22 protein-coding genes, 2 pseudogenes, 1 riboswitch and 1 other annotated feature are annotated in these 25311 nt (G+C 31.6%); of the genes and pseudogenes, 6 read left to right on the top strand and 18 right to left on the bottom strand.

The genetic code is table 11. The annotated features are described in order from the left end of the window. Positions 1 to 44: 44 nt before the first annotated feature. Positions 45 to 575: a DUF4269 domain-containing protein gene (locus RBB48_RS18690; protein ID WP_060486812.1), complete on the bottom strand. Its 531-nt coding sequence runs from the start codon at positions 573 to 575 to the stop codon at positions 45 to 47. A 175-nt stretch (positions 576 to 750) separates the two neighbouring features. On the opposite strand from RBB48_RS18690, the gene RBB48_RS18695 reads away from it, so the two are divergent. Beyond that, positions 751 to 1212 (top strand): hypothetical protein, encoded by a 462-nt coding sequence (locus RBB48_RS18695; protein WP_000021531.1) that lies wholly within the window; start codon positions 751 to 753, stop codon positions 1210 to 1212. Between the two features lie 256 nt (positions 1213 to 1468). Here the strand turns inward: RBB48_RS18695 and RBB48_RS18700 are convergent, their stop codons facing one another. Both RBB48_RS18700 and RBB48_RS18705 read right to left on the bottom strand, forming a co-directional pair. Then, a complete protein-coding gene (locus RBB48_RS18700; RefSeq protein ID WP_088063612.1) occupies positions 1469 to 2347 on the bottom strand; it encodes a glycerophosphodiester phosphodiesterase in 879 nt (292 codons plus the stop codon). A 45-nt stretch (positions 2348 to 2392) separates the two neighbouring features. Continuing rightward, entirely contained in the window at positions 2393 to 3193 is an 801-nt protein-coding gene (locus tag RBB48_RS18705) for a GNAT family N-acetyltransferase (RefSeq protein ID WP_088063611.1), read from the bottom strand. A 495-nt stretch (positions 3194 to 3688) separates the two neighbouring features. Here RBB48_RS18705 and RBB48_RS18710 point away from each other — a divergent pair, with 495 nt between their 5' ends. Then, positions 3689 to 4402: a hypothetical protein gene (locus RBB48_RS18710; RefSeq protein ID WP_097890153.1), complete on the top strand. Its 714-nt coding sequence runs from the start codon at positions 3689 to 3691 to the stop codon at positions 4400 to 4402. Between the two features lie 49 nt (positions 4403 to 4451). On the opposite strand, the pseudogene RBB48_RS31865 reads toward RBB48_RS18710, so the two are convergent. Further along, positions 4452 to 4607, bottom strand: a pseudogene (locus RBB48_RS31865) (methyltransferase family protein); the annotation flags it as partial. A gap of 69 nt (positions 4608 to 4676) precedes the next feature. Continuing rightward, complete coding sequence (locus RBB48_RS18715; RefSeq protein WP_088063609.1) at positions 4677 to 5972, bottom strand: MFS transporter; 1296 nt, start codon at positions 5970 to 5972, stop codon at positions 4677 to 4679. 496 nt (positions 5973 to 6468) lie between these two features. Beyond that, positions 6469 to 6568: riboswitch (purine riboswitch) on the top strand. A gap of 58 nt (positions 6569 to 6626) precedes the next feature. On the opposite strand from RBB48_RS18715, the gene RBB48_RS18720 reads away from it, so the two are divergent. Beyond that, positions 6627 to 7811, top strand: coding sequence for an MFS transporter (locus RBB48_RS18720; protein ID WP_088063928.1), 1185 nt, complete (start codon positions 6627 to 6629; stop codon positions 7809 to 7811). 93 nt (positions 7812 to 7904) lie between these two features. On the opposite strand, the gene RBB48_RS18725 is transcribed toward RBB48_RS18720, so the two are convergent. Then, the gene (locus RBB48_RS18725; protein ID WP_088063927.1) at positions 7905 to 9122 is read right to left on the bottom strand and encodes a methyltransferase domain-containing protein; all 1218 of its coding nucleotides are present in this window, start codon (positions 9120 to 9122) and stop codon (positions 7905 to 7907) included. A gap of 260 nt (positions 9123 to 9382) precedes the next feature. Between RBB48_RS18725 and RBB48_RS18730 the strand changes: the two genes are divergently transcribed. After that, positions 9383 to 9955: a DJ-1/PfpI family protein gene (locus tag RBB48_RS18730; protein WP_088063608.1), complete on the top strand. Its 573-nt coding sequence runs from the start codon at positions 9383 to 9385 to the stop codon at positions 9953 to 9955. Positions 9956 to 10089: 134 nt separating this feature from the next. On the opposite strand, the gene RBB48_RS18735 is transcribed toward RBB48_RS18730, so the two are convergent. The 12 genes and pseudogenes from RBB48_RS18735 to RBB48_RS18790 all read right to left on the bottom strand — a co-directional run bounded on the left by RBB48_RS18735 (position 10090) and on the right by RBB48_RS18790 (position 22929). Beyond that, the gene (locus RBB48_RS18735; protein WP_000831941.1) at positions 10090 to 10896 is read right to left on the bottom strand and encodes a DegV family protein; all 807 of its coding nucleotides are present in this window, start codon (positions 10894 to 10896) and stop codon (positions 10090 to 10092) included. A gap of 200 nt (positions 10897 to 11096) precedes the next feature. Continuing rightward, positions 11097 to 11603 carry a DUF3189 family protein gene (locus RBB48_RS18740; RefSeq protein ID WP_000576339.1) on the bottom strand — a complete coding sequence of 169 codons (507 nt, stop codon included), beginning with the start codon at positions 11601 to 11603 and terminating at the stop codon, positions 11097 to 11099. A gap of 79 nt (positions 11604 to 11682) precedes the next feature. Next, entirely contained in the window at positions 11683 to 12150 is a 468-nt protein-coding gene (locus tag RBB48_RS18745; RefSeq protein ID WP_306007969.1) for a DUF1453 domain-containing protein, read from the bottom strand. Positions 12151 to 12356: 206 nt separating this feature from the next. Next, positions 12357 to 13382: pseudogene (locus tag RBB48_RS18750) on the bottom strand (serine hydrolase domain-containing protein). A 104-nt stretch (positions 13383 to 13486) separates the two neighbouring features. After that, on the bottom strand, positions 13487 to 14725 hold the full coding sequence (locus RBB48_RS18755; protein ID WP_088609361.1) for an MFS transporter: 1239 nt from the start codon (positions 14723 to 14725) through the stop codon (positions 13487 to 13489). Between the two features lie 65 nt (positions 14726 to 14790). Beyond that, positions 14791 to 15049, bottom strand: a binding site (T-box leader). A 177-nt stretch (positions 15050 to 15226) separates the two neighbouring features. Continuing rightward, positions 15227 to 17365 (bottom strand): penicillin-binding protein, encoded by a 2139-nt coding sequence (locus RBB48_RS18760; protein ID WP_088609360.1) that lies wholly within the window; start codon positions 17363 to 17365, stop codon positions 15227 to 15229. A 364-nt stretch (positions 17366 to 17729) separates the two neighbouring features. Further along, complete coding sequence (locus tag RBB48_RS18765) at positions 17730 to 18329, bottom strand: undecaprenyl-diphosphatase (protein ID WP_088063604.1); 600 nt, start codon at positions 18327 to 18329, stop codon at positions 17730 to 17732. A 249-nt stretch (positions 18330 to 18578) separates the two neighbouring features. Continuing rightward, positions 18579 to 19565: a zinc-binding dehydrogenase gene (locus tag RBB48_RS18770; protein WP_306007970.1), complete on the bottom strand. Its 987-nt coding sequence runs from the start codon at positions 19563 to 19565 to the stop codon at positions 18579 to 18581. A 107-nt stretch (positions 19566 to 19672) separates the two neighbouring features. Beyond that, on the bottom strand, positions 19673 to 21088 hold the full coding sequence (locus tag RBB48_RS18775; RefSeq protein WP_088063602.1) for a HAMP domain-containing sensor histidine kinase: 1416 nt from the start codon (positions 21086 to 21088) through the stop codon (positions 19673 to 19675). Further along, on the bottom strand, positions 21085 to 21759 hold the full coding sequence (locus tag RBB48_RS18780; protein WP_071723193.1) for a response regulator transcription factor: 675 nt from the start codon (positions 21757 to 21759) through the stop codon (positions 21085 to 21087). The genes RBB48_RS18775 and RBB48_RS18780 overlap by 4 nt, the downstream gene beginning before the upstream one ends. Positions 21760 to 21771: 12 nt before the next feature. Further along, positions 21772 to 22302: a hypothetical protein gene (locus RBB48_RS18785; RefSeq protein WP_061678537.1), complete on the bottom strand. Its 531-nt coding sequence runs from the start codon at positions 22300 to 22302 to the stop codon at positions 21772 to 21774. A gap of 114 nt (positions 22303 to 22416) precedes the next feature. Then, positions 22417 to 22929 carry a GrpB family protein gene (locus RBB48_RS18790; RefSeq protein ID WP_088063601.1) on the bottom strand — a complete coding sequence of 171 codons (513 nt, stop codon included), beginning with the start codon at positions 22927 to 22929 and terminating at the stop codon, positions 22417 to 22419. A 127-nt stretch (positions 22930 to 23056) separates the two neighbouring features. On the opposite strand from RBB48_RS18790, the gene RBB48_RS18795 reads away from it, so the two are divergent. Continuing rightward, the gene (locus tag RBB48_RS18795; RefSeq protein WP_088063600.1) at positions 23057 to 23938 is read left to right on the top strand and encodes a protein kinase; all 882 of its coding nucleotides are present in this window, start codon (positions 23057 to 23059) and stop codon (positions 23936 to 23938) included. A gap of 85 nt (positions 23939 to 24023) precedes the next feature. After that, positions 24024 to 25292: a sensor histidine kinase gene (locus RBB48_RS18800; RefSeq protein WP_088063599.1), complete on the top strand. Its 1269-nt coding sequence runs from the start codon at positions 24024 to 24026 to the stop codon at positions 25290 to 25292. Positions 25293 to 25311 lie beyond the last annotated feature (19 nt).

Consider the following 25311-nt stretch of genomic DNA (forward strand, 5'->3'; position numbering starts at 1 on the left):
AAAAACTCCTCTTTTAACTATAGAGGAGTTTTTGTGTATCGTATTTACCACAATCTCATTTCCTGTCCCAATAAAATAAGTTCGTCATAAGGATCTCCGTCAATATTTAATACTTGAGCAAAAGCAGGTTCTGTTTTTAAACCGTTCTCTTTTAAGCGAAGAATTTCTTCCCTTATATGGGGATGCTGTATTAATAGCATGTGCTCTACTATCATATGTCTATATGCATTTTGGTTACGTACTGGCTTAGGCTGAGCAAATAATTCAAATTTAAAACCTTCAAATTCAAAATTTACCTTTATCGATTCTGTAGTTTTAATTTTTTTCTTTTTTATTTTGAATCCTTTATAAGAACCGTATAAAGATCTCATTTCCTGTTCAAAAACATCAAAGTTATGTACTTCCATTACTATATCTAAGTCAGATTGAAGAGTATCAATTCTAATAGGAATTGTCCCGCAAAGAACCGGACTATACAAAATTAAATCCTCCATAATGTTAAGTTTATTCAAAACATCATACACTTTTTGTTGCTTCTCATTCCCAGATTGTAAATATGTAATAGATGTAAACATGGAAGTCTCTCCTTCTTTTCACGTAATACGTGTCTCCGCTAAGTTCAAGAAAAATTTGTCTGTTTATATTTGTGCTAGGAGTACATTTATTTCAAAATATTAAGGTGAATAAACAATGCGTTTCAACTTTCCTCCTATACTGCAATACTATAAAAATAAAAAAGGAGGAATTATTATGAGCATTTTTCACATTCTTTTAACCATCCACATATTATTTGGAACAATATGCTTAATCACCGGTATTGTAGCGATGGTTGCTCAAAAGAAGAAAGGAAAACATACGGAATGGGGTGAAATATATCATGCATCCTATGTTGTCATCACCCTTACTGCAATTATATTATCCATTATAAGCTGGGATAAAATCGCATATTTATTTTATGTAGCAATTTTCTCTTATTCATTTGCGATATATGGATACCTCGCACGAAAAAAACGTTGGAAAAATTGGCTTCATCACCATATTAGAGGTATGTTAGGTTCTTATATTGGTGCCGTTACCGCACTTTTAGTAAACGTCGGTATTCATATTCCCATAATTAATTTATTACCGCCTATATGGTTTTGGTTTTTACCTACATTAATCGGTATTCCTCTCGTAGTCAGTGTATCAAAAAAATATAAAAAGCGTAGTTAAAATTCATTACAATTTCGTTACTTTCTAATGATAATTACAAAAAATCATACTCAATGTAATATTTTATTAACAAATTCAAATTCAAATTGCTTTAAGTTCGTCACTTGGAGCTAAATAAAAAGAATCCAATAAAAATATTGGATTCTTTTTCGGATTTCATTTCAATATCGGCTCTATGTATTCAATAATGTTACCATTTGGACCACAAACTATCTTTGTATACTTGTGGGTACTTGTTGTATTGATTCAGTGATAATTACACCATTATAATTGAAGATTGTAATAACGAATGTAAACGATCCGGGTAATTCGTAAACATCCCGTCAACTCCCCATAGAAGTAACTTTTTCATATCTTTTTCATTATCTACAGTAAATGGATGAACTTCTAATCCGTGTTTCTTTATTCTCTTTACATAAGCTGAATCAATATATTTATAGTTCATCCCAATACCGATACAGTATGTTTTGTACTTTTTTATCTCTAATTCAGTTAATTGAACTGCCTTTTTGTAAGGTAGTAATTGTACTAGAGGTATATGAACATCTAAACTATGAATTTTTTGCAAACTTACTTTACTAAATGATTGAATAATAACTTTATCACTTATTTCGTAGTACTGTATAATTTCTAATAACTTTTCTTCCATACCGGGATATTCATCTGGCGATTTTGTTTCAATGTAATAATTAGTACTATTCCTGAACGTTTCAATAATTTCCTCTAGTGTTGGAACTGTAGCATCCTCAAATTCTTTCTTTGCTAAAGCTGGATGCTTTTCATTGAAAAAAGAACCTACATTTAGTTGCTTTATTTCTTCTAATGTATGTTCCTTAACTAGCCCCTTACCATTTGTAGTGCGGTTTACTGTTTCATCATGCATAGCTACTAAATGTCCATCTTTTGTCATTTGAAGATCAATTTCTATATAATCTCCTTTTAATTGTTGTCCTAGTTTATAAGCTTGTATTGTATGTTCCAGCGCATACGCAGAAGCTCCTCTATGTGCAATGTTTTTTATATGATTTGATTGATTAATAGCTTTTGTGTACTTAAGTTCATTTACTTTATGAAAAGCAAAAGTGACTATTACTATAAAGGTGAAAATGATTGTAACGATATATATTTTTTTCATAATGATGTATTAACTCCTACATGAAAGCAATTTAGATTGAATAATTTATTCAATTAAACGTCTATTTTCAAATACAGTCATTTGTCCAACAGATTGAAAACCAGCCTTTTTATAAATATTAATCCCATCAGGTGAAGCTTGTAATACGCATTGAGAAACGTTTAATTCCTTTGCTTCTTGTAGCAAGTAATTAAACATAGTAGAGCCAAATCCTTGCCCTCTCATTTCTTCTTTCGTTGCTATATCATAAATACCAATACTATCTTTTGTACATACTAACGAACCAACAGATACGACTTCATTTTTAAAAATCCCTAAATATAGTTTCATATTCTCACTATTCCATAAATCGAAAGAAGCAGTTTCATTGTAGAATGCTTGTACATGTGTACCTTCCTCTGAAGTACCAAATAGATTAGCTAACGTTTCCCCAAAATTTTTAATTTGTCCTGACGAAGATGCTTTTTGTATCGTAAAACCTTCTGGCATGTTTATTGTTGGATGAATTGTTTTTAAGTCTGCTATCATCGCGATATTTTGTTCTGTTTCTTTTAAGCCAAGCCTTATTAATTCGCTTTTTATAGTCTGCTCATGCCTATCATCCCAAAACCAAACACTCATTGGAAATTTCTTTTGATTATAGTTGTTTACCACTTTATATAGTTTCTCAATACCTTCCGTTAAATTATTGTTTAGTATAGTAATGATATTAAATGTATCTGCCGGTAAACCACAGTCGACAGCAATGTAATCCTTCGTTTCTTTTACATTCATTCCATGTAACTGCCGCGCAATATATGAGGTTTTATATGTGAAGTTATCTATTAGTAACTGTTTATAATTCATTCATTTTGCTCCTTTCATAAAAATTCGTTTTCGAATTCTTCAGTATTAAATATAACACATAAGAAATGTATCTATTTCTATAAAAATATCTCTATACATTACTCTTTTTGCCCTAAAAGAATTAAAAATGATATAACGTTGTCGGAATGAAAAAAGTGGTATATAATAAATAGTAACATTACTAGTAATTATTTTAGGTATTCCTAGAATAAAGGAGCGATACATATGAAAATTACTATTTATTTCGGAAGTCATGAAGATCAAGATGTTCGTACTATGGACTGTCATTTAGATGTAGAAGATGCAGAAGAGATCGTTTCTGTATCATAATATAAATAGTTGGGATGAACCCTCTTCCCTACAGCGTTTAAGGCACCTTTTACAGGTGTCTTTTTGTTGTTTTTTTCGTCAAAAACCCTTTACTTTATAGCGTTTTAATAGTAAAATAAAAATATACGAACAAACGTTCTTTTTATTTTAATTGTACATGAAGGGATGATTTTTACAATGGCTCAAGCAAAGCGCAGAGGAAGAAAAAAGCAAACACCTATCATTTCAAATACAGGCTTTATCGGCTCTGTCTTTATTGATACATTGGAGTTACAAAAGAAATCCTATTATTTCGCTCGTAAAAAACTTCAAATTGTTCATCACGTACTTGATGGCCTCTCTGGGGCAACAAGTTCTTTATTTAAAGAACATAATATTTCAGCATACATGTCATGTGTGTATTTACATAAACAAAAGAAAATCGGCTTCGTTCTTTCAACGAAACCATTTGAACAAAGTGACGGCGTTGCTTATTTTGTAAATTATTTAATCGAAAAGAATTTTTACAGTAATGATGAAGAAGTAGAATATCAAGAAGTATTTAATACAGGTTTTATCGGTGTAGTATTCGCTGATTTATGTAGCATAGATCGCTTTAATTTCGAGTTTGAAATGGGTATGTTAACGAAATTAATGAAAGATATGATTATTCCGGTTAAAGAACTCTTTTTACGCCACAATGTACCGGCCTACATCTCCACTTCTCATTTAGAGGAACAAAACAAATTAGGTTTCGTTCTATCTGTAAAACCGTATGATGAACGTGCAGAAGCAGATTTATATTTTGAGGCGTATTTAAAAGAACGCGGGTTATTTAATGGTGATGAAGAAGATGATATTGATAAGATTGTTATTAGAAAAACAGCTGAATTACGATAGAAAAGCGCAGGATGATGATCCTGCGCTTTTTATAATTTATGAAACTGATTTACCAAATAAACGGTATTAGTTTTTTTGTTTTCTGTTTATACACTGTAAATTGTTCACCGTACTTATTCTGTAAGTAATCATCAGATTGCGGAATATAGTCAAAAACAAATACAAAGAATAGGCCTATAAGAATTAACAAACTATAAATTTCGTTTTATAGTATTTGCTTTTCTTAGCTTGAAAGAGGTAGCAGTATCCATTCTATAAATAATCTAAGAATCTACTAAGCACTATAATCTTTCGAATGAACCTCTAATATGAAACGATTTGATGAAACTTTAATTACTATGAAATATAAGAATCCCCCTACAATTGGAATGGTGTACGCTGGGATATAATTTAATAATAGACCGGATAGTGCCATTGCTATAGGGAGCATCATTTTACCTATACTTAATCCAATGCTGAGAACCCTTCCCCTGTATTCATCGGGAATCTCATTTTGCATGAAATAAATTAAAGGAATATCAATTAACGCTATAATAAATCCTAAAAAGATCATAACAACACAATACGTAATAACGAATACTAAATCATTCACTTCAAAACTTTTGAATAAAACTGGAATTCCTAAAATAATCATAAAAACTGACAACATAGAACTTAGTTTTTTCAAAAGATAAGAGTAAGAAAAACGATCAGTTATCTTTTTTACTACAATTGCACCAATTATCATCCCTACTGGAAAAGTCCCTTGAATGATACCAAATTGCTTAGAACCAAGATTGAGTACTGTGTTAATAATGTATGGCAATGGAACAGTTACAGCAAAGCCTAAGAAGAAATTAAACGAAATTAAAATATGAAACGTATTCTTTAAGCTTTCCTTTTCAAGTAAGTAAGAAAACCCCTCTTTTATATCTTTAATAAAATTAACTCCTCTTTTTGAATTTCCCTCATTTATGTTGTACTCGAACAGTCTAAAATGAATAAATAGTAATGCTATCCCTGAAAGAATAAAAGAAATACCGTTTATAATTATAAAGGTCTTAATATTAAATACTGAAAAAACGATGCCACCTAACATAGGGCCGAGAATTAAAGATACAGAATCGATAATTTTACTTATAGAATTAATACTCATAAGCTTCTCTTTAGAGACGATATTTGGTTTTGCAGCCTCTAATCCTATTCCAAAAAAGGTTGTAAACACTGTCATAAGAAAGGTTGTAGTATAAATGATGAATAAGTTTAATCCATAATAGCTGCTTAATATATAAACAGCTATTAATAAGTATCCACTTAGTAAATCCATACAAATAACTAGTTTCTTTTTATCAACCTTATCAGCAATTACACCAGCAAAGGGATTCAAAACAATCATTGGAATCGTTCCTAATATGAGCGTAATCGCGAAATTTAACGCAGATCCAGTTATTTGTAAAACATATAATCCTAATGCGAAACTATACATAGCGGTACCGAATATTGATACTGTTTTTGCGATTGAATATAAACAAATATTTCTTAGTTCCTGGTTTCTTTTTTTATTTTCTATATGTAATCGTAAACTTCCCATAACAATTCCCCCCACTTTTCTTTGTATTACATTAAGTGTAAGTTATTGGGTTAACCCAATATCAATACATTGTGTTTAAAAATTAATACAAAGAAATAAAAAAAGATGGGGTTAACCCCATGCCCATTAAACTAATCTCATCTACCGTCAATGATTTGAAGATAAATAGTTTAGAATTGCTTAAGCAAATAGTTGTAATTGATTAGATACAAAAATATACATATAAAAAACGCCACCCTTTTCTATAATTAATTCTACAGAAAGGATGTCGCTTTTTTACTTTATATAGCCGTTTAATACTTACGTTTGTTATTTATATAATCTTCATTAGTGAAAGTTAGCAATAGTTGAATCATTTAGACGCGCTTCCATCGAAAGGTAAAATTATTAGAGTTTCAGAAAGCCCATTTTATCTCTTTCATATAGGTACACATGTACAAATACGAAATTTTTTTATTGAAATGTAAAAAGTAATATGGTATCTTCTATTACATTGACTAATTACATATGAGAATCATGTATAACTCCAAGAATATGGCTTGGGGGTCTCTACCAGGAACCAATAACTCCTGACTACAAAACGCGTCTTTTAGCGTTTGTGGTCAGGAGTTTTTTTGTTTTAAGGTAAATAATGACGAGAAGGGAATACAAAAAATGAATTTCAAAGTATTTATATTAGCTTTAGCAACAATAGCAGTAGGGCTTGTAGAGCTTATTGTTGGAGGAATATTGCCAGACATCGCTAAAGATTTTAATGTTTCATTAAGTTCCGCTGGTCAATTAATTACAATCTTCGCCTTTACTTATGCAATAGCAGGTCCTGTATTATTAATTTTTACAAGTAAAGTGGAAAGAAAAAAATTGTATATTATTTCACTTTATATGTTTCTAATTGGTAATATACTTACTTATTTTAGTCCAAACTTTACTTTTATGATGATAGCAAGAATTTTAACTGCTATGAGTACAGCATTAGTTGTCGTACTTTCCCTTACAATTGCAGCAAAGATTGTAAATCCCTCTTACCGAGCAAAAGCATTAGGATTAATTTATATGGGTATTAGCTCTTCACTTGTTTTAGGAGTACCACTAGGCATATTAATTTCAAACACATTTGGCTGGAGAGTTATTTTTCTTTGTATAGCTATTTTATCATTGGGATCTATTATCTTAATTTCAGTATTTTTAGAGAAAATACCTGGTGAGGAAAACCGAACTCCTTTATCTATCCAATTAAAGGCCGTGTGTAGTCCAAAACTAGGTGCTGCTCATCTAGCTACCATGTTTATGTTAGCAGGACACTATACTTTATATGCTTATTTTACTCCTTTCTTAGAAGAAAAGTTTCACCTAAGCCCTTATTGGATAAGCATATTTTATTTAGTATTTGGTATAGCTGCAGTAAGTGGCGGAGCGTTCGGCGGTATATTATCAGATAAAATAGGGGCTCCAAAAAGTATTGTGATAGTTATTACTTTATTTGCTCTAATCTTATTTATATTACCGTTCACGACAGTTTCTATTGGTCTATTTATTCCTGTTATGATAGTTTGGGCTGCATTAAGTTGGGGACTTGCACCACCTCAACAAAGTTATTTAATCCAAACCGCCCCAGATACGTCAGATATACAACAAAGTTTTAATAATTCAGCTCTACAAATAGGAATCTCACTCGGTTCCGCAGTTGGAGGTATAGCTTTAAAACAAGTAGAGAATGTTGCCTACATGGCCTGGGTTGGTGGATCTCTAGTTCTATTGTCTTTAGTTTTGGCTATCTTTTCTCTTACTAGACATACACCGATAAGAGAGTGTCATGTGAGTGCTAAACATGTAGATTAACATCCTCTTTGTCTTTTAATCGCAAAGAGTATAAATATAAATCATCAAAAAAAGTCCAGTTATAAAACCGGACTTTTTTTGACGGGATTGCCCTTATCTTTTTCCGAAAAATGAATATGTATAAATTTCTTCTCCTTGAACAAAGAAATCCTCGTACTTTCCTCCTCGTGTCAAATAATTTGAAGTACTTTCATCAATGGATTGAAAGTGTAGATTTTGGATTTCTTTCGTTACTTTTGAAAGTGTAAAATTTTCTCGAAAGTTATTTGTAATTTGGCTATTTGAGCTGAAATTTTTAAATAAAATAAATAAACTTACTAAATAACAATCCGTTTTAAAAAGTGGATTTAATTCGTGAAGTAAAAAATCCTCATGCTCAAAACTATAATTGCTCGTACCAGAATGATCAATTACTACATCAACTGACTGATTCTGAATAGGGATATTCAAAAAATCAGCACAGATAAAGAGAATGTTTCTTTTCGGATTTCTTCTCGCTAATACATCTTTTAAAAATAAAAGTTTATTTAAATCTCGATCCACTGCAATGTATAGGCAATTTTCGGGCAGTTCTTCATAAATGTTTCTCAAAAAGAATCCAAGTCCCGATCCTAAATCCAGTATTAATTTGTTATTTAAATTTAAATGTACTAGTTTCTTTTTCGCCCATTCCCCTTCCCTATGCATATTTTCCAAATACGCATTATCAGTTTCATGAATATAATCCGAAATAGTATCTTCAAGTGACGTTTGCTCATTTACTTTAAACAATTTACCCGCAGTTATAATTCCTGAAGTAATAATATATTCTTCACCACAATTACAAATTAGCTTCCCCTCAGTAATTTGATTGTTAGTAATAATTCCATTTTGAAGAATTAGTTTTTCGCTACACTTAGAACATGTAAGTAAATGAAGTACGCTTAAATCTATCCCTATAATTGAATTTGAAGTTTCATTTGTTAATAATAAATCTTGTAACACTTCCTTTAATTTATCCCGCCTCTTCCCCAAAAGCTCTATTTCCTGTTCCATCTTGTCATATTTCAATTTAAATAAAGATTGGTAAAAAGTATCATTTTCGTAATTCATAGATTTCGCTAAATTTTTATAAAAAAATAGTTCTTTAATTTCATTCAAGCTAAATCCTAGATCTTTGTAATGTAATATAAGTTCTAAATCTATTTGACAATACTCATCAAAAAAATAATGCCCTCCCCTTTTTTCAGGAATAATGAGACCCAGGTCCATATAATGTCTAATTGTATCAATACTTATGTTATTTAATTCTCCAAATTTACCTATTTTCATAGCATCACTACCATTTATATATTTTTTTATATAGATTTCTATTTTTATATTTAAAAACCCTTTAAACTTTCGAAACAACATTATTTACGTTATGTATGGGATATTTGAATGCCACATATTTTATAGGTGTATAATCCTTTTATTTAATTAAATTTCCATCGCATAGAATATACAGGAATTTATAACTTAATATAGAACATAAAAAGGAGCAGTTTATATTCTAAATTAGGGGACATACATACGGAATGAGGGATTAGAAAATGAAAATTGCAATAGTCTGTTTTGATAACTTTACTGATATAGATGTTTTTCTACCATGGGATTTATTAAATCGTGTACGTTTAGTTGGCGGTATTTCTGATTGGGACGTTCAACTATTAGGAACGGGAAAAACTCATATATCCATGTCTGGCTTACGTATTCCCATGACAGGAAGCATATCTGATATTCCGTCTGCTGACGCTGTAATATTTGCAAGTGGTAAGGGTGTACAAAATTTATATACAAATCAAGAGTATCTTAATAGCATTCATGTAGATCCTCAAAGACAATTAATAGGATCTATGTGTTCTGGTTCATTACTACTAGGAGCTAAAAAATTACTAACAGGTAAGAAAGCCACTACATATCCGTCCGTAGTAGAACAGCTTAAAGAATTTGATGTAGACGTTATTGAACAAAGTTTCGTAAACGAAGGAAATATCTCGACTGCTGCAGGCTGTTTTGCTGCTCAAGATCTCTCAGCCTGGATTATAAGAACCCTAATCAATGAAGAAATGGTCGATACTGTTCTAGAAACTGTTCAGCCAGTAGGCAAAGGTTTATATTTTTAATTTCAAATCAAGTTGAGGGATTGGTTGCTCCTCAAAACAATAAAATGAGCCTTTTTGTTTGATGGCGACGTGATATGCCTCCAATTTCAATTCAATTAAATAAAAAACCCGTGAATTATTCACGGGTTTTCCTCTTAATAACTAATTGCTATTGTACCTTCACCTGCATGAACCGCAAATGAAATTGGTAATGGATATAGTTTAAAGTCCATTTCAGGGAATGCTTTTCTAATATCTGAAATCCATTCCTCAGCTCCATCTTTATCGTTAGCATGGAACATATGAAGTACTTTTGGTAATTCTTTTTCGAGTTCATTTTTAATGTATTCTCGACATTTTTGGATTTTGCGAACTTTCTTTTCAAGTAAAAGCTCTCCACCTTTTACTTCTAATATTAAGTTGACACTTAATAAACTTCCAAGTAAAAATTGAACTCCCTTTACACGTCCACTTGCGTAAAGGCCTTTTAAACTTTTCGGGAATACGTGGAAAGGTCTTCTTTTTTCATCTACTAATGTTTTGTGTATATCTTGTAACGTCATACCATCATTGTATAACGATTTCGCTTTTCTAATTAGTTCATCCATTGGATAACTTGTTGTTTCACTATCCAATACCGTTAATGGGAAACCTGCCATGTCTGCAGCTAACTTCATGTTTTGATAAGTTCCACTTACTTTTCCGCTAATAGCAACTGCAAATCCCTCTTCATATTCTTCTTTGCATTTCGAAAATAACTCTACCATTTCCCCTATGTTAGGTTGTGATGTAGTGACAGTTTTACCTTCGTTTAACGCATTATAGACGCGCTCACGCACACCTTCTTCACAATCTTTGTACGACACACCATCAATAATAACTTCAATTGGGATAACAAAGTTATCTCCTTCTGTTGTAAAACTCGCAGTTGTACTATCAGTAATCCAAGCAACACGCTTCATGTTGTTCCTCCCTTAATTCAATTCCTCTTTTCTGACTTTTCTATATATTTATGTTACGAAAAGAGAATATCCCTGTAATAGTAACAGGACTTTATTGTTTTGGCTATAGTAGATGGATATTAAATGTGAATATTTTTTGTCATTTTCACGAAAAAAAGAAGAAAACCGAAGTATTTGCCCGATTTTCTTCTTTTTATACATTATTTAAAGGTTTCATTATCTAAAATTACAACATAATCATTTGTCAATCGACCAGCTTCTTTCGTATAACTAACAAGTCTTTGTACGTTATCACAGCAAAGTTTCGCTCCCCATACGAGTAACGGTACGCCGATGAAGTCGATGTGAAATCTTCTAGAAAACAGACCACCGAAAGTCATTGGTAAAGGCACTGTTGGTGATGTATTAGAAAAAATAATCTTTTCATGACTTTGATAATGTTTTTGCAAAATCTCTCCTAAATGTTTCATCGCAGGTACAACGACTTTTGATGCACCACATCCAATTGTATAAACCGGATTACCATTTTCGTCTATTCCATGAAAAATGATTTTGCCCATATCCTCTGTTTTCAATTTATTAAAGTAATCTACATTCAAAATTTCTTCTTTCGTTAACTTACGATCCGTTGGTAATTTATTTAAATGATAAGCTGCAGCAAGTGAAGTTGAATGTGTTCCGCCAAAATCTGTATAAATGAATATCATATTATCATCCCTTGTTGTAAAAGTTCAATGTTATTTAGTATTACCGTTCACGGCGCTGTTAAACAATGGATGAATACTTTCATGTTTTTTGTATTAATTCATTATATTTTTTCCAAATATAATATCGTTTACTAATTACAGTACCTAATGTGATACATAAAAAGGTATTTGTTACAACCATTAATGTATAGTGAGTACTGCTAGAAAACATACTTTGTTTAATCAAAACCTTCGTACCTAGAATGGCAAGTAGAATAATTGTACTTAACCAATTTCCTTTGCGTAATACATGACCTGTTTCACTATCTAATCGAAATGTTAAAACTTTTCCCCTAATCATTCCAAGGCCCAATCCAATCCTCAGCATTACAACGAATAGTAATACTTTCAATATAGTTAATTGTCCCATATGAATAATAGACTGGATTGTCGCAAAGCACAGCAAAGTCGGAATGAACCAAATACGATTAATATTCACTTTATATTCTTTACCTTGCATTAATATCATTATAAAAACAACAAGTAGAATAACAAATAGAATATCCATTTAGAGTCCTCCTATTTACTTGTTTACATTTGAAAATTATATTCGCTTCTTTTCATTCCATACTTTAAATAAACTAGCTAATAAAAATTATAAAATATAGAATGTGATTTCCCATCAGTTTTAAGCATTGTTTATGCAAAAAAGACGTACAAATAAATAGTACGTCTTTTTTGCATTTATTAATGCGTTCATAAACTCTTTTAACCTTATGAAAAAGAGTTTTCTAATTCTTTCATTATCTTTTCAGGACCCGCTCCTTTATTTGACGGAATAACTACTGTAATACCTAATCCTGGATATACGGCTGAGCGAAAACTGACTCCTGGATCATATCCCATTACATGATATTTGAATATCTTGTTTTCTCTTGTTTCAATCCATATTCAATAGCCGTAAGACTGATTATTATTTACTTGAATATGAGGAGTTAAAAGCATGTTTGTATATTCTCGGCTTATGATTTCATAGTTAAATAACGCTTCCCAGAACTTCAGCATGTCTGGCGCAGTAATAAAAGCACCACCATCAGAACCACCTTTTATTGGTATAGAGTAGGCGTTTGTTCTCCAATTTTGGTTAATTTCGTCTTTTATATATCCTAAAGCTGTGTGTCTTGGTAAACTATCTAAAGAAAAATAGCCAGAATCATTCATACCAATTGGATTGAATATGTTTTTTTCTATATATTCCGTAAATTCAAATCCTGTCTGTTCTTCGATTATTAATCCCAGTATGATAAAACCTGCATTGTTGTAATGAAACTTACTTCCAGGTGCAAACATCATATTTCTGTTTTGGAATAATGGTAAGAAGTCTTTTAAATTTTTTAATAGATACATAGGAGTTTGTTCCCAAAGATCTTCGAAATTATCCATAATACTTTCATCAAAATAATCTGGAATACCCGAACTATGCGTCAGAAGGTGATGTATTGTAATATCTTCATTGAAGTTTGGACAGTTTATGCGTAAACAATCTTTTAACTTTGTTTGAAAAGTAATTATCCCCTTCTCAACAAGTTGACAGATACCGATAGCAGTGAATATTTTACAACCGGAGGCAATTCCGAACCTTGTTTGTAGCGTATTATTTATACATTCATTGCGATTTGCGTAACCAAACGCCTCTTCATAGACTAAGCCTTTTTCTTCTTTTACTAAAATTACCCCAGAGAAATCTATATGCTGATGCATTTCTTTTACAATACTGTCTATTTGATCTTTTGTTTTCATTACAAAAACCACCTTCGTTTATCAATATTGTTCACCCTTCTTATATTTCCATATATAGGAGGGTAAACCCTCCTATTGAATACCGTAAATCAAAACCAAGATTACTATTTTGAATTGATTGACTCAGAGGAATGCACTTTAGAATGTGAGGGCAATAAAGTAAATACACACAATATGATAGTTATAAGCAGCATTACCAATGAGCCTACAATAACCACAAGTTGTATAGAAATAAATTGAGTTGCAACTCCGAACAAAATCGTAATTAAAATGGTGATGCCCGCAATCACAAGCCCATATATACTCCCAATCCGTCCCATGATATGGACAGGGACATTATTTTGATAAAAGGTATAAAATCCTGTGTTTGCATACGCCATAGAGAAAGATAAAATAAAGAATCCAATAGCAGCTATTAAAAATTCATTTGAAAAAGCATAAATTAAATAACCGATTGCTATGAATAATGATCCTATTCCAATTAAAAATGAAGGCGCTATTTTTTTGGATAAAATTGTATTTGTTATAGCTCCTAAAATAAACCCGGCTCCAGCAATACTAACTAAAAAGCCATATTCACTATCTGTTAACAATAAAACTTCTTTCGCAAATGACAATTCAAGTGAATCAGTTGCGGCAACTAAAACCATCATCCCTTGAAATAAGAAATACACAAAAACGATATATAAAGATTTTTTACTGAAATTTAAAACGATGTTCCAATCTTTTTTTAGTACAGCTAAAGATAACTTATCATTTGACGTAGTAATATCGGATTTTTTATCAAGATTAGGTAACAGCAATGTAATTACTCCTGATAAGAGAAATGCTATAGCATTTATATATATAGCAAACTCCGGTGTACTTGCTATTAACAATACTCCCGCTATCGCTGGACCAATTAATGATGCACCAGATCCTATTAAACTACGTAATGAGTTGAAACGTTGTCTTTTCTCTACTGGTATTAATTTCGTCATATATGTCATAGCAGTTGGCTCATAAATTGCACTGGCCATACTGATAAAGAATACGAATACATAAACAATCCAAAGTGATGGAAGTAGAGGTAAAATAGCGATAAATACCGCACGATATATATCGAGGTGAATCATTAACTTCCGTTTATTTAAACGATCAATCATACTTCCTGACCATGCGTTTGTAAATAAGGCGGCTAATGGTTTAATTACATATAAAGTAGCAACAGCTAAGGCTGAGCCTCCCATATTATAGACAAGTACATTCAGTGCTATTAAGTAAATCCATGCCCCTAAATTCGCAATACCAACTCCAGACAGTAGTAATAAAGGATATTTCCAATCTTTAAGTAAGTTTTTCATTTTAGGCCCCCGCTTTCCAAATTGTTTTGAAACAATAAAAAAATCCCACCCCCAAGACTTTTAGTCTTAGGGACGAGATTTATCATCGCGGTGCCACCCTAGTTTGTTAATATGTCGCCATATTAACCTTATCAGGTACTGCATTGTAAATCATGCTTATACCATAGCTCTATAACGGGAGCTCCCGTCACACCACCCCCTAATAAAAGGTTCCGATGTGCTGCTCAGAGGCTTGGTTCAATAAAGAATTTTTACTCCTTTTCAGCTAAATGGAGCTCTCTGTGAAAAATTCATTTTATTTACTCTTCTCTTCACTGCATTTGATTTTTTCCATATTATCACAGAAATATTTAACTGTAAATAAAAAATAATCAGATATTTAATAACGTGGTTCTGTTAATTCTTTTATTTATTATTTTTTCTAAAAATTACGGTGCGTGAAATTACTTAAATCTATAAAATAAAGAGCCTATTGTATATAGACCCTTCACTTTGTCCGAATTAATTTGTATTCGCCTCTACTAACGGTTGTAAAGGTGGTTCTAAGTTTAGTTCTAATGCATCGCCTTCTTGTATATCTTGTCCCTTTTCAATGCTTTGACTCGTTACATAGCCCGTACCTGTAGTCTTTAATTCTAATTTTAATAGTTTAGAGAAATACATAACATCACGCATGGACCAACCTTGTAAATTTGGCATTATTGCGTTCTTCCCTAATAAAAATATACGATCCCCTTCACTCATTACTTCACCAGATTGCGGATATTGTTTTATTATTTTTCCTTCGCCTAAAATTATCGGTTGGAGCTTCTCTTTTTTCACACTATTCTCTACTGTATCCATTGATTGATTGACATAGTTTTGTACTTTTAATTGGGATCGTTTCGTTGCATCTGCCATTTGTTTTTCTGTATATGGTTTCACTTTTAAATATTCAAGGCTATTTTTCATAACTGGTTTAAATATTTCAGCGAGCGGCTGAGCTCCATACTCATCTCCCTTTAACTTTGGCTGCTTAATAGCTAAGTATACAATTAACTCTGGGTCATCAATCGGAGCCATTCCTAAAAATGAAAAAATATAGTTTTCTTTTCCTTCCATATATCGTCCATTTTCAGGATTCGGAATTTGCGCTGTTCCTGTCTTACCTCCTATTGGATAACCATCCACTTTATACATTGTACCAGTACCTTTTGAAGACGTAATAACACGCTCCATTAAGTCTCTTACCTTGTCCGCTGTCTCTTTTTTTATTGGATTCCCAATTTCTTTCGGTTGATTTTCCATAATAACTTGTTTATTTATTGGATTTACAACTTTGTCAACGATATATGGTTGCATCATTTTTCCGTCATTTGCTATAGCAGTAGCTGCTTGGATTAATTGAATGGGAGTTACTGTAGAACCTTGTCCGAAAGAAGTTGTGACTTGTTGAATTTGTGTATTTAATAATAATGTGTTTTTACTTTCGCCAGGTAAATCTATTCCGGTTTTTTGGTTGAATCCAAATTTATTCATATATTGCTTAAATTTATCCGGTTTCAATAACTGATCTTCTAAAATAGAAAAAGCTACGTTGGATGATCTTTCGAAGCCTTCATCAAATGTAATAGATCCCCATCCAAACCCACCGTTATGATCTTTTATATCAGATGAACCAACTGAATATTTTCCAGATTGGAAATATTCTTTCCCGTTATATACCCCTTCATTTATTGCAGCAGCTAACGTAAATATTTTCATTGTTGAACCTGGTTCGTATGCATTTGCGATTGGATCATTTAAAAAATATTCGATATCGCCTTTATTAGGATTAAAACTAGGTTTACTAGACATTGCTAAAATTTCCCCTGTCTTTGGATCCGCTATGATTCCTACTAACATAGAAGAATCATAGTGCTCTTGCGCTTTATTCATCGCTTCTTCTAAAAAACTATTAATTTGTTTATCGAGCGTAAGGTATACGTTATTCCCATTTTTAGCTGGTTCTATTTTCCCTATATCATTTGTAAGCGGGATCCCTCTTGGTGCTCCCACATATTCTATATTCCCGTTTGTAGAGCGCAAATATTTATTCAGGCTCTTTTCAAGTCCAAATTTTCCTTCTGTATTTCCTTTATCGTCAGGTCTCGCAAAACCAAGTATATAGGATGCAAAATCTTCATTTGGATATACTCTTGCTTTTTCTGACATAAAAGATACCCCTGGAATTTTTAATTTTCCAATTCTTTCTTTTACTTCTCTAGATAAATTCCGGCCAACTTTTCCAATTTCAACTTGCGTGCGTCCATCATGAAAATTTTTTAATACGTCCTCTTTATCAATTTCAAGCGCATCAGCTAATCGCTCTGCAGTTTCATCTTTATTTTTCACTTTATTTGTTCCTTTTAAATTCACAACAACACGATATGTTGTGGAATCTTGGACTAACACTTTTCCAGCTTGATCATATATTGTGCCACGATTCGCTTCCAAAACACCATTTTTATTATGTTGTTCAATTGCTAGATCTTTTACATCTACATTATGTACGACACCTACTGCCTGAATATAGAAAAACCGCAAAAGCATAATAAGAAACAAAACAATAAAAGCAACCATAAAATACCGCGCACCTTTATTCGTTTCAAGTTTATGCATATTTATCTCCTTTCTTTCACAATTAATTGCTACGATGGTGTGCTTTAAATTATGTAGTTTTTTGCTTTCAATACTATATGTTTCGAACTTTACCTTTTAATTCCTTTAAATCGTTCTGAAAGTAGTTATTGTTTCTGTATTTATTTTATTTTTCTATTTATAGTACGGTGCGTGAAATTTATGAATATTCCGTAACGTGATGATTAATTTATAATAAACTACAAATTTAATAGGTGCTAACCTACTTGTTCTTTCGCCACTCTTTTAATGCAAATACCCTTTTCTTATGCACAATAAAAAAGTTCGCCTCTGGATTTCCAAAGGCGAACTTTTAAACAAACTTACAAATAGTTATTTATAAAAATTAAGCTATATGATTATATTTCGCTAGAAAAGGAATTCGTTTCGCTACCAATGCGTACATTTTAAATACAAATCTCGCTATTGGTTCACACATACGTGTACTTTGCATTACTAAGCCGCTCGTAATAAATGTTAAGAAAGCAGCACCAAGTATATCTAGAGGATAATGAACACCTACGTACATACGTGATACACCGACTAATACTGCCCAAATAAGAGCGACATATTTAAGTTTTTCTCCTCTAAGTAAAAATACAAATGCAATGGAAAATACAAGTACTGAATGATCACTAACAAATGATGAGTCTGCTGCATGTGGTACTAATTGATGTACATCATGTGATACAAATGGACGTGGATGGTAATATACCGCATGTATCACAACATTTACTAGTAAAGCGATAATGACTGAAAGTGTCGTATATAACACTGTATATTGTTTTTTAATGGCATTGACTTTCTTTCCATTATTAAACCATAAGATAAACATAAACAAAATTGCTACATATACAGCACTATTTGTAATAGCAATCATTAGCGTATCTAATAGTTTGGATGATCCAGCAAAATTATTAAACCATTGAAATACTGTGTAATTCATAATACTCTCTCCTTAAATAAAAGCGTTCTTGATTTACACAGTATACAACATCAATATGAAAATGGGCTTAAACTTTTCTCATCTAATTCTCATTTTACTAGTACTCATTTGACAATAGTAAGACTAATTATAACGGCTAATTATGTATAAAGCTGAAAAACCTTTCAAATAATACGAATCATATGCTTTTTATGTGTAGAATACATAACATAGCTATTTAAATATACTAGTTGCGAAATCATATTTTTATTACATACGAAGTGCGATATTACCAAATTGTTCTCCTTGTTCCATACGACTTAACGCTTGAATAGCTTCTTCTAACGAATATACTTTATCAATAATTGGTTTAATTTTATGGTTCTCTATAAACTTAACCATTTCATGAAATTCCTCACGGCTACCCATAGATGTTCCCATTATATCGATTTGATTATAAAATAATGCTCGTAATGGTAATTCAATTTTATCTCCTGAGCTTGCACCAAAATTAACAATTCTCCCATTTGGTTTTAATACATCAAAGTATTTTAAGAATATTGCTGGACCTATACTATCAATTATTAAATCTACTTTCTCTCCGCTTAAACTCTCTTCCCAATTTCCAGAACTATTAAAAGAAAAGTCTGCGTCATATGTTTCGGCAAACCGTCTTTTACTCTCTACCCTTGAAGTAACACTTACTTTTGCACCAATTGCTTTTGCAAATAACATGGCAAATGTCGCTACACCGCCGCCTATGCCTGGAATTAAAACATGTTCTCCACACTTTAATCTACCCTTTGTAAAAAGCGCTCTATATGCAGTTAGTGCCGATAAAGATAGAACCCCAGACTCTTCCCAAGTAAGATATGACGGTTTTTCCACTACATTTTCAGCTGGCACAATAACATATTCAGCAAACGTTCCATCCTTCGGTCCACCTAACACCTCTGGTAACTCAGGTATTTCTGCAATATTATCCCATCCAATACTAGGATTAATAATAACCTCGGTTTTCAATAAAGCACCTGAAACCCCTTCTCCAATTTCCGTAACAATACCTGCACCATCTGACCCTAGAACTAATGGTAATTGCATTTCTTTTCTGTTATTCATTATAAATAAATCACGATGATTTAAGCCGGCTGATTTTAATTTCACTTTCACTTCTCCAGCATTAGGTGTTATCTCTGGTAATACTTTATATTCTACCCCTTCAAATCCAGCTTTATATTGATGTACGATAGCTTTCATTTTTATTCCCCCTTTATATTTCTAATGTACTAGAAAGTTCGAAATAAACAAAATAATTTGACCGTAAAAAAGAAGGAATGCACAAAACATCCCTTCTTTTTGAATTATTAAAGTGAAACGGTAGGCAGTGTAATCGTAACGATTGTTCCTTCGTCTTCTTTACTCTCTATTTGAATCGTTCCGTTGTATTTCTCTACAAGTCGTTTTGCAATAGACAAACCTAGACCGTTTCCACCCTGTTTTCGACTTCTTGCTTTGTCCACACGATAAAAGCGGTTAAGAACAAAAGGTAAATCAGCTTCGGGTATTCCCGCTCCACGATCTATGATACAAATTTTAACTTTCCCTGATTGTACACTAGATTCAATACAAATATATTTATTAACTTCTTTTGTATATTTCACTGCGTTATCCATTACGATAATAATAATTTGTTCTAAGTAAGATGAAGGTATTGAGACATATGCCACATCTCCACCCAGTTTCATATCAAATTGAAATTCAGTTTGAAGTACGGCAAAATTTTGTGAGACTTGTTTTAATATGCTATTTACATGGACTGGATCAGCTGCGATTGGATGCATCTGTTCTGATTCAGCTCTTGATAGTTCTAGCAATTCTAAAACTAACTTATTTAAACGATCAACTTCCTTTAAACTGGATTGAAGCGATTTATTTAAAACTGCTGGATCATCTTTCCCCCACCGATTTAACATAGACAAATGTCCTTGAATAATTGTTAGTGGTGTTCTCAGTTCATGGGATGCGTCTTCTACAAACTGCTTCTGTTGTGTAAAAGAAGTTTCTACCTCATCCATCATTTCGTTAAAAAGAAACGATAATTTTGCAAGTTCATCATTATTTTCACGTACTGGAACCCGTTCATTTAGTCCATTTTTCTTTATACGTTTCATCGTATCCGTTATATTTTGAACGCTTGATAATAGTTTTTTCGTGATTAGTAGCCCACCTAAAAAACTAAAGATTAATCCACATATTCCGGCAATAACCATTACCACTAGAATAATTTTTAATAAATGATCGAAAGCCTCTAAGTTTTTCGTAAGTTCAATGGTACCAGTGAACTCTTTTGTTTGAATTGGTATACGCTTAACTAATATGCGATCTTCTACATGTCTTTTTATAAATAATTCCTCATGTGTAACTTGTTTTGGTTTTATCCACGATTCATTAAACTCTCGAGAAACAGAAACAATTGTTTTCCCGTTCATACCGATAATACGAATCATTTGATGTTTATCAATCATATTGTTTAAGAAATCTTTACTGTTTTCAAACGTTTTACTCGAAAGGCTATCATTTTTATCTTGGAAATAGGCCGCTATTTCTGTCACTTGTCTATTTATTTGTTTCTGTTCATAGTCTATAGTCCACTTATTAATTACAATAAACTGCAGAGCACTATATAAAATGAATAAAATAAATACTAGAGTAGTGGACCAAAGTGTTAATTTCCACTTTATAGGTAGATTTCGAATTCGATGCACACTATTTTTGATCATTTCATTATATATCCAGCACCGCGGACCGTTTGGATATATTCCTCCTTATCTACACTATGTAACTTGTTACGTAAATAACGAACGTATACATCAACGATATTTGTCTCAACCATCGCGTCATATCCCCATACTTGATCCAATAAAACATCACGGGTAAGTACTCTATTAATATTTTTCATAAACATCAGTAATAGTTCAAATTCTTTATTTGTTAGTTCGATTTCTTCATTTCCTTTCGTAATCGTTCGCGATTCAATCTGGAGCTGTAAATCTTTGAATGTAAGAGATGAAACATGTTTATTTTCTATATGTTCTTCTCGTCTAAATATAACTCTCATTCGCGCTAACAGCTCTTCAATTGCAAATGGTTTCGGAAGATAATCATCGGCTCCGCTATCTAATCCTGTCACGCGGTCCATAATACTATCGCGTGCAGTCAACATAATAATAGGTGTATTTTTAGTTGCCCTTAATCTACGACACACTTCTAGTCCATTTAACCCAGGCAGCATTAAATCAAGTAAAATAAGATCATAATTTGTTTCAAGTGCGGCTTCTAATCCCTTCCTTCCATCAAACTGAATGTCTACCTTATATCCTTCATACTTTAATTCTAATTCTAAAAAATCAGCTAAACTTTCCTCATCCTCAATAATTAATATGTGTTGCAACAGTAATTCCTCCTATACAGTTAAATGAATGAGTAATCCTATCCCAAATATAATTGCAATGATTTGATGTGCTTTTCTATACAATATCAAGTTTGTTTTTTTATTATGTTTCTGTAAGAAAAATCCAACGATTCCTAGTATGATTAAAATGAAAAGAGAGAATATACCACTATAAAATATAAGCAGATGCCGACTTCCTTTTAATAAAAAATAAATGCCATGAGTAATTGATACAGCTAATACAGTATATCCAATTAATACGTGAAACTTTTTAATAAAAAGATATACATCCTTTATCAATTTAAACCCAATTATATTTTTCTTTTTTAAAAATAACCATATATGACGTAAAATCCATAACGATGCAGCTAAAATTGCCCCGTATTCACCGAAAGAACCTAATTTCTTATTTAACCATTTCATATTTAATGCGTTGCCGTATATTACATTAATAAATAACAATGCTATACTACAAAAAATAATAGTAATGCCTATAATTTTAACATACAAATGAAAATATTTATTTCTTAGTAGCTTCTCCAATTCATTCAAGCTCCTTCCTTATAAACCTTCTGTAACAAGCAGAATATCAAATTAAAAAGAAAGGAACATGAGAGAAAGATTAAAATAAAATGAGAATTTGAAGATCACTTAATTTTATTTAGCGATCTTTTTAGCTTCCTGTATTATTTTTTGAATAAACGGTGCCTTTTCCTTTGTATATGAAACACGATCAAAAGGATATGTAGTTGCAAGTTCCTCTTTTAATTCTCTATATTCTTTCTGTGCCCATTTATGTTCTATAAGAAAATCACGAAATAAAATGTTATTCTTCCACTCCTCACTATTATAAATATAAACATGCAAATGATGGGTACCAGCTCTCCATTTTCCCTTTCTAAAAAAACGTCGATTGGGTGTTTCTTTTGGAACATACTCATATCCAATTTTTAATAACGCTTCAATCCACTTTTCCGTAATTTTCAAATCAGTTACACCAATCATCATATCAATTAGAGGTTTCGCTCCTAATCCTTGTACAGATGTGCTCCCTATGTGTTCAATAGCAATACAATCTCCTCCGAATAAAGAAATAAATTTCTCTTTTTCTATTACATACTCTTTATGCCATTCTTTTTCATATGGCTTAATAACGATTTGTTGTTCCATTTTATCCACCCTCTTATAATCTTTTATTATTATATTTATAAAATTTCATGTGATTAACATAGGATTTTCACAAAATATGTCGAATACTGAAATATACAACTTTATTATAATAAATGCGAGGTATAATATGAAAGATATTCCAGTTGAAATTCAATTGAATCAAGTTACATTCCAGTTAAAAGAACATCATAATTTTGATTGGCTATTGAAATTAGGAAACGTATTTGCGGTTTTTGACCAGCAAGATTCAGGCAATCTATCTTTTGGTGTAGAAAAAGATGGGCGTAAGAAATTTATTAAATATGCAGGGGCACAAACACTTGCATATGAAGGAACTGTGAAAGACGCTATTGAAAGGTTAAAAAAATCGGTTTTCCTATATGAGGAATTAAAGCATGACTCGCTTATAAAACTAATTGAACACTTTCCAGTTCACTCTGGATATGTATTAATTTTCGATTGGTTTGATGGTGAATGTCTCCATTCGCATTGGAGTTTTCCGCCTCCTGAAAAATATACTAATCCAAGCTCTCCATTTTATAAATTTAAACATTTATCAGTTATGGAACGAATTCAATCATTACATTCCATCTTTTCTTTCCATACATATGTCGAAAAGAAAAACTATGTAGCATTAGATTTTTATGACGGTAGTATTTTATATAATTTTCATACAAATGAGACGAAGATTTGTGATATTGATTTATATTCTAAAAAACCATATGTGAATAAAATGGGAAGATTATGGGGCTCCTCGCGTTTTATGTCTCCTGAAGAATTTGAGCTAAATGCTATGATTGATGCAAGAACAAATGTATTTAATATGGGGGCGATGGCTTTCGAAATTTTAGGAGATGGAAAAGATCGTTCCTTTACAAAATGGGAAGCAAGTAGGAATTTATATGAAATAGCGTATCGTGCTGTAAATGAAAGCCGAGCTGAACGATATGAATCAGTTAAAGTATTTTATGAAGAGTGGATAAACGTGGCAAATGCTGAAAAGATATAACCTATATTATTAAAAACATAAAGTTTCTACTATAATCATGTATAATACATATAAAATGGAAATTCAAAATAACGAGGAAAATATTATGAACTTTGTTTATATTAATCAAAACGTATTAAATAATCTTCTTTACATTTTAAGTAGTATATTTATTTTTTATTTTATATATGATAGCGGACGCTATTTAAAGAAATATAAAAAATTACTTATTATCCTTTGTACGAGTATCCCTCTTATTTTATGTATGCGCTATCCAATCTATATGGATGAAAATTGTATTCATGATTTAAGACAAATACCAGTTATAATAGGCACACTTTATGGTGGCTTCCCTGTTGGTATCATTTTGTTTGCTATTTTATTAATTACAAGATTTTCATTTTATGGATTTAGTATGTTAACAATACTAGTTTATGGAACAATGTTTATCGTTACAGCATTCGCATCCGCAAAATTTAATAAGTATAATAGAAAAATTAAAGTAGCTTATGGAATGTTTTTAACATTTTTTCTAGCAATATTTACAACTGTAATTGTATTAACTTTATCAGATTTTGAAGTGAATAATTTGTACATTATTTATTTCATAATATTACCAACCATTTTGATGTTGTTTGGCATTTATTTTAATGAAGTTTTAAAAGATGCAGTATGTATGCGATCGAAGATGATTAAAATGGAAAAAATGGAGATTGTTAGCCAACTTGCTGCTAGTATATCGCACGAAGTAAGAAACCCCTTAACTGTCGTAAAAGGATTTACTCAACTTTTAAAAACACCTAATTTAACTCCAGAATCAAGAGATGAGTATATTGAACATATACTTGAAGAGTTACATCGTGCACAAGGAATTATTGATGATTATTTAACGTTTGCCAAACCTGCTTCAGAAAAATCAGATCATATTTCAGTAGAACAAGAGTTGAACCGAGTTATTAATATGATCTTACCATTATGCAATATGAATACAATACATATTACAAAAGATTTTTCCACAGCAACAATTGTAGGCAATAAACAGCACTTTCAACAATGTTTTTTAAACTTAATAAAAAATGGGATTGAAGCAATGCCTAATGGTGGTACTTTACATATCTCCTCATCTATTAGTAATAATAAAGTTATTATTCGAATTGAGGATAGCGGAATTGGTATGTCACAAGAGCAAGTAAATCGATTTGGTGAACCATATTTTAGTACAAAAACAAAAGGTACAGGTTTAGGTACAATGGTTGCTGTTAAAATCATTGAAACGATGCAAGGTAGTTTGAAAATCCGAAGCGTTATTAATAAAGGTACAACTTTGACAATTACATTGCCGAAATGTAATATGAACTCATCTGAAAACAAATAAAAAAGGAGCATAATTGCTC

Source organism: Bacillus sp. MMSF_3353, assembly GCF_030733445.1.
GTDB lineage: Bacteria > Bacillota > Bacilli > Bacillales > Bacillaceae_G > Bacillus_A > Bacillus_A wiedmannii.

What these genes read in the sequence shown, in the direction of transcription:
- RBB48_RS18690 (WP_060486812.1), bottom strand. Translation starts at nt 575, where the DNA reads ATGTTTACATCTATTACATATTTACAATCTGGGAATGAGAAGCAACAA.
- RBB48_RS18695 (WP_000021531.1), top strand. Translation starts at nt 751, where the DNA reads ATGAGCATTTTTCACATTCTTTTAACCATCCACATATTATTTGGAACA.
- RBB48_RS18700 (WP_088063612.1), bottom strand. Translation starts at nt 2,347, where the DNA reads ATGAAAAAAATATATATCGTTACAATCATTTTCACCTTTATAGTAATA.
- RBB48_RS18705 (WP_088063611.1), bottom strand. Translation starts at nt 3,193, where the DNA reads ATGAATTATAAACAGTTACTAATAGATAACTTCACATATAAAACCTCA.
- RBB48_RS18710 (WP_097890153.1), top strand. Translation starts at nt 3,689, where the DNA reads ATGATTTTTACAATGGCTCAAGCAAAGCGCAGAGGAAGAAAAAAGCAA.
- RBB48_RS18715 (WP_088063609.1), bottom strand. Translation starts at nt 5,972, where the DNA reads ATGGGAAGTTTACGATTACATATAGAAAATAAAAAAAGAAACCAGGAA.
- RBB48_RS18720 (WP_088063928.1), top strand. Translation starts at nt 6,627, where the DNA reads ATGAATTTCAAAGTATTTATATTAGCTTTAGCAACAATAGCAGTAGGG.
- RBB48_RS18725 (WP_088063927.1), bottom strand. Translation starts at nt 9,122, where the DNA reads ATGAAAATAGGTAAATTTGGAGAATTAAATAACATAAGTATTGATACA.
- RBB48_RS18730 (WP_088063608.1), top strand. Translation starts at nt 9,383, where the DNA reads ATGAAAATTGCAATAGTCTGTTTTGATAACTTTACTGATATAGATGTT.
- RBB48_RS18735 (WP_000831941.1), bottom strand. Translation starts at nt 10,896, where the DNA reads ATGAAGCGTGTTGCTTGGATTACTGATAGTACAACTGCGAGTTTTACA.
- RBB48_RS18740 (WP_000576339.1), bottom strand. Translation starts at nt 11,603, where the DNA reads ATGATATTCATTTATACAGATTTTGGCGGAACACATTCAACTTCACTT.
- RBB48_RS18745 (WP_306007969.1), bottom strand. Translation starts at nt 12,150, where the DNA reads ATGGATATTCTATTTGTTATTCTACTTGTTGTTTTTATAATGATATTA.
- RBB48_RS18755 (WP_088609361.1), bottom strand. Translation starts at nt 14,725, where the DNA reads ATGAAAAACTTACTTAAAGATTGGAAATATCCTTTATTACTACTGTCT.
- RBB48_RS18760 (WP_088609360.1), bottom strand. Translation starts at nt 17,365, where the DNA reads ATGCATAAACTTGAAACGAATAAAGGTGCGCGGTATTTTATGGTTGCT.
- RBB48_RS18765 (WP_088063604.1), bottom strand. Translation starts at nt 18,329, where the DNA reads ATGAATTACACAGTATTTCAATGGTTTAATAATTTTGCTGGATCATCC.
- RBB48_RS18770 (WP_306007970.1), bottom strand. Translation starts at nt 19,565, where the DNA reads ATGAAAGCTATCGTACATCAATATAAAGCTGGATTTGAAGGGGTAGAA.
- RBB48_RS18775 (WP_088063602.1), bottom strand. Translation starts at nt 21,088, where the DNA reads ATGATCAAAAATAGTGTGCATCGAATTCGAAATCTACCTATAAAGTGG.
- RBB48_RS18790 (WP_088063601.1), bottom strand. Translation starts at nt 22,929, where the DNA reads ATGGAACAACAAATCGTTATTAAGCCATATGAAAAAGAATGGCATAAA.
- RBB48_RS18795 (WP_088063600.1), top strand. Translation starts at nt 23,057, where the DNA reads ATGAAAGATATTCCAGTTGAAATTCAATTGAATCAAGTTACATTCCAG.
- RBB48_RS18800 (WP_088063599.1), top strand. Translation starts at nt 24,024, where the DNA reads ATGAACTTTGTTTATATTAATCAAAACGTATTAAATAATCTTCTTTAC.